Annotated in this window: 9 protein-coding genes; 2 read left to right on the plus strand and 7 right to left on the minus strand. The window is 66.1% G+C overall.

Annotated features, from left to right (window positions below; genetic code table 11):
- Window positions 1-131: 131 nt before the first annotated feature.
- Entirely contained in the window at window positions 132-602 is a 471-nt protein-coding gene (locus tag KVS69_RS17370) for a DUF1456 family protein (protein WP_210133083.1), read from the minus strand.
- Window positions 603-759: 157 nt separating this feature from the next.
- Here KVS69_RS17370 and KVS69_RS17375 point away from each other — a divergent pair, with 157 nt between their 5' ends.
- Together KVS69_RS17375 and KVS69_RS17380 are read left to right on the plus strand one after the other, a co-directional pair.
- Complete coding sequence (locus KVS69_RS17375; RefSeq protein WP_217539173.1) at window positions 760-1,254, plus strand: hypothetical protein; 495 nt, start codon at window positions 760-762, stop codon at window positions 1,252-1,254.
- Window positions 1,255-1,325: 71 nt separating this feature from the next.
- Entirely contained in the window at window positions 1,326-2,075 is a 750-nt protein-coding gene (locus KVS69_RS17380) for an SDR family NAD(P)-dependent oxidoreductase (protein WP_093534970.1), read from the plus strand.
- On the opposite strand, the gene KVS69_RS17385 is transcribed toward KVS69_RS17380, so the two are convergent.
- The 6 genes from KVS69_RS17385 to KVS69_RS17410 all read right to left on the minus strand — a co-directional run.
- Complete coding sequence (locus tag KVS69_RS17385) at window positions 2,076-2,432, minus strand: VOC family protein (protein WP_210133085.1); 357 nt, start codon at window positions 2,430-2,432, stop codon at window positions 2,076-2,078.
- A gap of 35 nt (window positions 2,433-2,467) precedes the next feature.
- On the minus strand, window positions 2,468-3,142 hold the full coding sequence (locus tag KVS69_RS17390) for an RES domain-containing protein (protein ID WP_217539174.1): 675 nt from the start codon (window positions 3,140-3,142) through the stop codon (window positions 2,468-2,470).
- A gap of 20 nt (window positions 3,143-3,162) precedes the next feature.
- Entirely contained in the window at window positions 3,163-4,056 is an 894-nt protein-coding gene (locus tag KVS69_RS21140; RefSeq protein WP_254622249.1) for a hypothetical protein, read from the minus strand.
- Between the two features lie 172 nt (window positions 4,057-4,228).
- Window positions 4,229-5,089: an SPOR domain-containing protein gene (locus tag KVS69_RS17400; RefSeq protein ID WP_217539175.1), complete on the minus strand. Its 861-nt coding sequence runs from the start codon at window positions 5,087-5,089 to the stop codon at window positions 4,229-4,231.
- A gap of 18 nt (window positions 5,090-5,107) precedes the next feature.
- Window positions 5,108-6,796, minus strand: a complete 1,689-nt coding sequence (gene argS / locus KVS69_RS17405; RefSeq protein WP_217539176.1) for an arginine--tRNA ligase — start codon at window positions 6,794-6,796, stop codon at window positions 5,108-5,110.
- A gap of 154 nt (window positions 6,797-6,950) precedes the next feature.
- A partial coding sequence (locus tag KVS69_RS17410; protein ID WP_302675381.1) for a JAB domain-containing protein occupies window positions 6,951-7,217 on the minus strand: 267 nt, incomplete at its 5' end.

The following is a 7,217-nucleotide window of genomic DNA, read 5'->3' on the forward strand; positions in this document are numbered from 1 at the left end:
GATGCAGCCGGTTCCCGGGCCTAAAAGCAGCTTGACGATGGGGGCGAGTCCATACATAGGGTCGGTTCCCAAACGACCGCCGATAGGGTCCATCAGCGCATTGACGCATGGACCCCAATCGAAGCAGCGCCTTACGCTGGACGAACGCGCAGCGTCAAACCCTTCAGGAAATTACGCAGCAGCTGATCGCCGCACGCGCGGAAATTCTTATGGTCCGGCTGCCGGAACAACGCCGACAGCTCGGGCTTCGACACCGGGAACCCCGCGCTCTCGAAAATCGAGTGCATATCCACGTCCTTCAGCTCGAACGCCACCCGCAGCTTCTTCAGCACCAGGTTGTTGGTGATGCGCTTTTCCACCGGGCGCAACGGCTGGCTTTCATCGCGGCCGCGGAACTGCACGATCAGCCCATCCAGGAAGTGCGCCAGCGTGCGGTCATCGCAGGCCACGAACCCTTCCTCGTCTTCCTTGCGCAGCCAACCGGGCACATCGGCCTTGTCCACCACGAAGGCCGGGTCGGCCAGGGCACAGATTTCCGCAATCTTTCCGTCGCTCAGGTCGAGCATGTAACGGATGCTGCGCAGTACATCGTTGTTGATCATGAGGCGTCCAATACCGCCGACGCGGCTGCGTGGCTGGCCGCCATTTTACCCCCACCAGCCGCCGGGCCCCGAAACGGCTGGTTCCGGCTGTCATCTGGCTGCCATGAAAGTGAAGCACAGTGCGCTCCTCAGGCATCAACAGGCAGTGGAGCAGGCAATGCGCAGGTGGCAGGTTCTGGCGGGTGTGGGCATGGTCTGGCTGGCCGCAACGGCCTCGGCCCAGGCCCCGTATGTGGCGATCGAACAGCGCGTGGACCCGCAGCAGCTGGCCGACGTGGGGCTCACCCCCGCCCAGCTGCAGACCCTGAACCGCCTGCTGCGCGAGGCCGACGCCCGCGCCCCGGCGCCGGCTCCGGTGGTTGCCGCGGCAGCCCCGGCACCGCTGACCGGCGCGCCCACCCCGGCCCCGATGTTCCCCGGCCTGGACGATGGCCCCATCCATGCCAGCGTCACCGGCCAGGTCGATGGCTGGCAGCCGGGCACCGTGTTCACCCTGGACAACGGCCAGCAGTGGCAGGTGCTCAAGGGGGAAATGAAGCTCAAGGCCAGCCGCAGCAACCCGCCCATCGTGGTGGTGCCGGGCATTGCCGGGCGCTGGTTCCTGCAGGTGGACGAAGACCTGCCCAAGGCCCGGGTGTTCCGCATCCGCTGATTCCGCCAGCGCCCGCCAACACAGCGCGGCGCAGGGTGCGAAAATAGTCGGGAATCCCACGGAGACCCCCGATGACCCGTACCGCTCTGATTACCGGCGCCACTTCCGGCTTTGGCGCCGCCGCCGTCCATCGTTTCGCCCAGGCCGGCTGGCGGGTCATCGCCACCGGGCGCCGTGCCGAACGGCTGCAGCCGCTGGTCGATGCTTACGGCCCCGAGCGCGTACATGCGGCGGTCTTCGACGTGCGCGACAACGCCGCGATGGAAGCGGCCCTGGCCGCGTTGCCGGCCGGTTTCGCCGACATCGACCTGCTGGTCAACAACGCCGGCTTGGCCCAGGGCACCGCCCCGGCCCAGAGCGCCTCGCTGGAAGACTGGCGCACCATGATCGACACCAACGTCACCGCGCTGGTCACGCTCACCCACCGCCTGCTGCCGCAGCTGGTGGCGCGCAAGGGCGCCATCATCAACATCAGCTCGGTGGCCGGCGTGTACCCCTACCCGGGCGGCAACGCCTACGGCGGCACCAAAGCCTTCGTCAGCCAGTTCTCGCTGGGCCTGCGCTCGGACCTGCACGGCACCGGCGTGCGCGTGACCACCATCGAACCGGGCATGGCCGAGACCGAATTCACCCTGGTCCGCACCCACGGCAACCAGGCCGCCTCGGACACGCTCTACACCGGCGCCAACCCGATGACCGCCGAGGACATCGCCGAGCAGATCTTCTGGGTGGCCAACCTGCCGGCGCACCTGAACATCAATCGCCTCGAACTGATGCCGGTCAGCCAGTCGTTTGCCGGCTTCCAGGTAGCCCGCGACTGATCAGGCCGCCGTCCATACCGCGAGCTCATACCCATCGGGGTCGCGGAAATGGAACCGGCGCCCGCCCGGGAAGTCGAAGGCCGGCGTGGAAATGGCCGCACCGGCCTTTTCCACCCGCGCCTGCGTGGCGTCGAGGTCATCGGCATACAGGATCACCAGCGGCCCGCCAGCGCGTACCGGCCCATCGGTGGTGAAGCCACCGCGCAGGCGGCCGTCGTTGAATTCGGTGTAGCCCGGGCCGTAATCGGTGAAGGTCCAACCGAACACCTCGCCGTAGAACGCCTTGCTGCGCGCGATGTCAGCCACGTTGAATTCGATGTTGTCGATGCGGTGGTTGTTGCCGTCTGAGCTGCCCATGCGTGTTCCGTACTGAGGGATAGGTGGATACCGTATCAAACCGCGCTGTCATTGATCACGTGGGTCGGTAGGGTGTTGAGCGGTGTCCACTCGAACTTGTGCCTGCCCAGCGCTGCCTGGATGAGTGCCATTCCCGCCGGAGTATCCAAGGACTGGGAAGCGCCAACGTGTTCCCACCCAGACGGAGCGCCGTGCCGGTGATAGGACAGATACACCGTCGAATCTTCAAACTGGCGTGACTTCCAGCTCAACATCGGCATGTCCTCGATCGGAGGTGTCAGGCCCAGCAAGCAGGCATGCAGTTCGGCCGCCTCCACATGGGTGGCGGTGTGATCAGGTGTGGTGGTCAGGAACTTGACTGCCTGCACAGCCGCGCTGTCTCCATCAGGAAACAAGTGCTGCAGGCCGGGGCGACTGAGCGGCAACAGCCTGGATCGGGCCGCCTTGAAGCGAACCCGCGATACAACCTGACCCTTGAGCTTGGCGGTAGGGAACTCGCACAGGCCTTTGCGTCCGATCACCGTGTAACGCAGTAACGCTTCCCACAGCGCCCCTTCAAGCGAATCAGCCGCATAGAACATGGCATGGGTGCCCGGCAGCGCGAAGCGAGCCCTGCTCGCAGGATTGGGCAGGGCTGCATCAAACACGCCTGGGTGAACCCGATAAAGCTCCCCGGTAGGGGGCTCGAACCAAACCGGTTCGTCGGTCAACCAAGGTGTGCCACCCGGCATCAAGGCTCCTCGCTGAACTCGGCTTTGGCCGCGGCCAACACACGATGCGGATGGGTTGCCAGCACCTCGGCGGGCGTGTGGCCATCCAGCAACACGTGGCCGGACTGAAACCATTCCACTTCGCCCCAGCCGGTACTGCGGCGATCAGTATCAAGAAATGGACCCGGCTCGTGCAGCACCTTCAGGATCTCCTCGAGGTGCATGACGGGCTGCCCATCGCGTTGGAACTGCCACTGCGGAAAGCGCCAGCTGCCACCCGGCACGGGAAGATAGACACCGAGCAGTTTTCCTGAGCGACGGTACTTGGTTGCCAGATGGCTGGCGTTCCCGGCGGACGAGCCCAGGTTGCGGCTTACCTCCGCTGCGGTTGGCCATTGACTGGCGAGTTTCATCCGGCGCGCAGCCGCGTCCTGTTCGAGCTGCTGCGGCTCCGCGTGCTCGGAAGGCTGGCCGTACACACGCCGATAGAGCTCTTCAATCGCGAACAGCCTGGCCTCTGCAACGCATGAGAAGTCGATCAGCAAGTGATCATCCGCGGCGCTGCCCCGAAGTGCTTTCAGCGAATCCTTGATCGACGTCCCGTGCATATGTCTGGCGGTACTGTCCGTGCCCAGCAGAACGTAGTGATACGTCGGCTCGCCCTCGCGAGGAAGAGGGATATTGGCATGTCTGGTGTAGTGCAAAGACATGAAGGCTGTAAGAAGGGCACTTTGGAGATGGTCGTGCGCTGTCTCGCCACGGAGATCGATGACGCGAATGACTTCCTCGCGTGCGCGCTGCGCGGCACCCAATTTGAGGGTGAGCTCCTTCATCGGCTTGATGCCGATCCTGGAGGTCAACTCGCCATTGGATTCGCTCACTTCCAGATAGGAAACGTCATGGGCGATACGCATGGGGCTCTCCGATAACCAGTGCAGTGCCGATCCCCGGAAGGGGATGCAGGAGCATAGGTTAAACCGGTTAAACCGACAATGAGCGAGGCGCTGCACCATGAAAAAAAGCCCCGCAATGCGGGGCTTTCGGGGTAACTCGCAGCCGACTGACAGTCGGCTCTAACTGTCGGCGCTACTGCGCCTTGATGGCCATCGCCTGCAACCCGGTACCGTCCAGCTTTTGCTTGGCTTCTGCCAGCTCGCCGGCGGTGCCGTACGGGCCCATGCGCACGCGGTATACGGTCTTGCCGTTGATCTGCGCCGATTCCACCCGCGCCGCCAGGCCGATCATGGCCAGCTTGGCCTTGGTGGCTTCGGCATCGCCCGATGCCCCAAAGGCGCCGGCCTGCAGGATGTAACGCACGTTGTTGGCCGGCTCTGCTGCCGCCGTAGCCGGCGCGGCCGCAGCAGGGGTTTCCGGCTTGGGCGTGGCCGCAGCCGCAACCGGCTTCGGCTGTGCAGCGGCGGCAGCCGGGCGCTCGGCCACCGGCGCTGGCAACGGGGCCGGTGCAGTGGTGGCGGTGGCTGCGGTAGCCGTTGCAGTGGTCTGTGCCGGCGTGGCCGCGGGAACCGGGCGGCCTTCCAGCGCGGCCTGCGCGCGCTGCGCTTCGGCCTTTGCCCGGCGCTGGTCTTCGGCACGCGCGCTGGCGGCCAGCTCCGCATCGGACATTTCCACTTCCTTGCCCGGAAGCAGGGTGTAGAAGTCGTACTGCGTGGCGGCGGGCTTGGCCGGCTCGGCAGGTTTGGTGGCCGCCCCCGGCTTGGGCAGTTCGGCGCCCACGTCGGTGTCCGCGTCGCTGACCGGGGCCGGCTGCGCGTTCGGGTCCGGCTGCGGGCCTACCCGCAGGAAGCCGTCGCCATCGTTCTTGAACAGGTTCGGTGCCGCCAGGAACACCACCGCGGCAATCGCCACGCCAGCCACCAGCCACACCCATCCGGGCGTGCCTTGGCTGGTGTTGCGTCGGGCCTGGGTCTTGCCGCGTCGTGCTGCCATTTACTGCTTCTCCACTGCTTACATTTTTTCCGGGGCGGAAACGCCCAGGATGTTCAGACCATTGGCCAGCACCTGGCGGGCGGCACACGCCAGCGTCAGCTTGGCATTGCGCTCGGCCTCGTCAGCCACCAGCACCTGCGTGCCGTGATACCACGTGTGGAAGGCGTGCGCCAATTCACGCAGGTACTGCGCGATCAGGTGCGGTTCCAGCGCGATGCCGGCCGCTTCCACCACTTCCGGGAAGCGCGACATTTCCACCATCAGCCACAGCGAAGGTTCGTCGTTCAGCGTCGACAGCCCGGCAAGACCCTCGGCCGGGGTGTACGACAGCCCCTTCTCCTGTGCCTGGCGCAGCAGGCTGCACACGCGGGCGTGCGCATACTGCACGTAGAACACCGGGTTGTCATTGCTTTGCTGGCGGGCCAGGTCGATATCGAAGGTCAGCTGCGAATCGGGCTTGCGCGCAATCAGGAACCAGCGGGTGGCATCGCGGCCGGCTTCCTCGATCAGGTCGCGCAGGGTCAGGTAGCTGCCGGCCCGCTTGGACAGCTTCACTTCCTCGCCGCCGCGCATCACCGTCACCATCTGGTGCAGCACGTATTCCGGCCAGCCCTTGGGAATGCCCACGTCCAGCGCCTGCAGGCCGGCGCGCACGCGCGCCAGCGAACCGTGGTGGTCCGCGCCCAGCTCGGTGATGGCGCGCTCATAGCCGCGCTGCCACTTGCTCAGATGGTAGGCCACGTCCGGCAGGAAGTAGGTGTAGGTGCCGTCGGACTTGCGCATCACGCGGTCCTTGTCGTCACCGAACTCGGTGGAGCGCAGCCACAGCGCGCCGCCTTCCTCATACGTATGGCCGGCCGCCTTGAGCTGGGCCACGGTCTCTTCGACCTTGCCATCCTTGTACAGCGAGCTTTCCAGGAAGTAGATGTCGAAATCCACTCCGAAGGCGGCCAGGTCCTGGTTCTGCTCGTTGCGCAGGTAGGCCACGGCAAATCGGCGGATCGCGTCCAGGTTGTCCGGGTCGCGCTCGCCCACCACCGCATGGCCTTCCAGCTCCACGGTGGCGCCGGCCAGGTAGGCCTTGGCCACGTCCTCGATGTAGTCACCCCGGTAGCCGCCTTCCGGCCAGCCGGCGTCATCCGGCTTGATGCCCTTGGCGCGCGCCTGGGTGGACAGGGCCAGGTTCTCGATCTGCACGCCGGCGTCGTTGTAGTAGAACTCGCGCTTGGCGTTCCAGCCGTTCACATCCAGCAGGCGGGCCAGGCAGTCGCCGATCGCCGCCGCGCGGCCGTGGCCCACATGCAGGGGGCCGGTCGGGTTGGCCGACACGTATTCCACGCCCACCGTGCGGCCGTTGCCGCTCAGGTTGTGGCCGTAATCGGCCCCGTCCTTGAGCACGCCGGCCGCTTCGCGCTGGTAGGCGCTGGGGGCGAGGTGGAAATTGATGAAGCCCGGGCCGGCGATCTCAACGCGCAGCACATCGTCGCTCTTGGGCAGCGCATCCAGCAGGGCCTGGGCCAGGGCGCGCGGGTTGCTGCGCGCCGGCTTGGCCAGCAGCATGGCGGCATTGGTGGCGAAATCACCGTGTTCACGGGTCTTCGGGCGTTCCACCACGAATTCCGGGGTCAGGGTGTCGGCCGGCAGAGTGCCGTTGGCGCGCAAGGCTTCGATGCCTTGGCTGATCAGGGCGCGGAGGAGATTTTTCACAGGGCCTGCTTTGAGACTGGAGCGGCGGAATCGGTAATTTTAGCCCAGAAGCCGCCCCGATCCATTGAACCGGGGCACAGCGGGGGCGGGAAGGCGGGCGTGGGGTGGGGCGGGAGGCCTTGGGGGGAGGGGGGCAATGAGCTGACCGGGCCGTTCAGGTGCGGGCGAACGGGTCGCGCTTGAGCCAGCCCCGTTCGGCCATGGAGACCGGCGGGCCGTCGCCCACCACCACATGGTCTACCAGCCGGACCCCGACCAGCCCCAGGGCTTCAAAGAGTTGGTAGGTGATCTCCCGGTCGGAGGCCGACGGCTCGGCCCGGCCGGACGGGTGGTTGTGGCTGACAATGACCGCTGCCGCGTTGTGCAGCAACGCCCGCCTCACCACCTCCCGCGGGTACACGGTCGCCGTGTCGATGGTGCC

The organism is Stenotrophomonas sp. GbtcB23, from assembly GCF_019091045.1.
GTDB classification, from domain to species: Bacteria; Pseudomonadota; Gammaproteobacteria; order Xanthomonadales; family Xanthomonadaceae; genus Stenotrophomonas; species Stenotrophomonas rhizophila_A.

What these genes read in the sequence shown, in the direction of transcription:
- KVS69_RS17370 (WP_210133083.1), bottom strand. Translation starts at nt 602, where the DNA reads ATGATCAACAACGATGTACTGCGCAGCATCCGTTACATGCTCGACCTG.
- KVS69_RS17375 (WP_217539173.1), top strand. Translation starts at nt 760, where the DNA reads ATGCGCAGGTGGCAGGTTCTGGCGGGTGTGGGCATGGTCTGGCTGGCC.
- KVS69_RS17380 (WP_093534970.1), top strand. Translation starts at nt 1,326, where the DNA reads ATGACCCGTACCGCTCTGATTACCGGCGCCACTTCCGGCTTTGGCGCC.
- KVS69_RS17385 (WP_210133085.1), bottom strand. Translation starts at nt 2,432, where the DNA reads ATGGGCAGCTCAGACGGCAACAACCACCGCATCGACAACATCGAATTC.
- KVS69_RS21140 (WP_254622249.1), bottom strand. Translation starts at nt 4,056, where the DNA reads ATGCGTATCGCCCATGACGTTTCCTATCTGGAAGTGAGCGAATCCAAT.
- KVS69_RS17400 (WP_217539175.1), bottom strand. Translation starts at nt 5,089, where the DNA reads ATGGCAGCACGACGCGGCAAGACCCAGGCCCGACGCAACACCAGCCAA.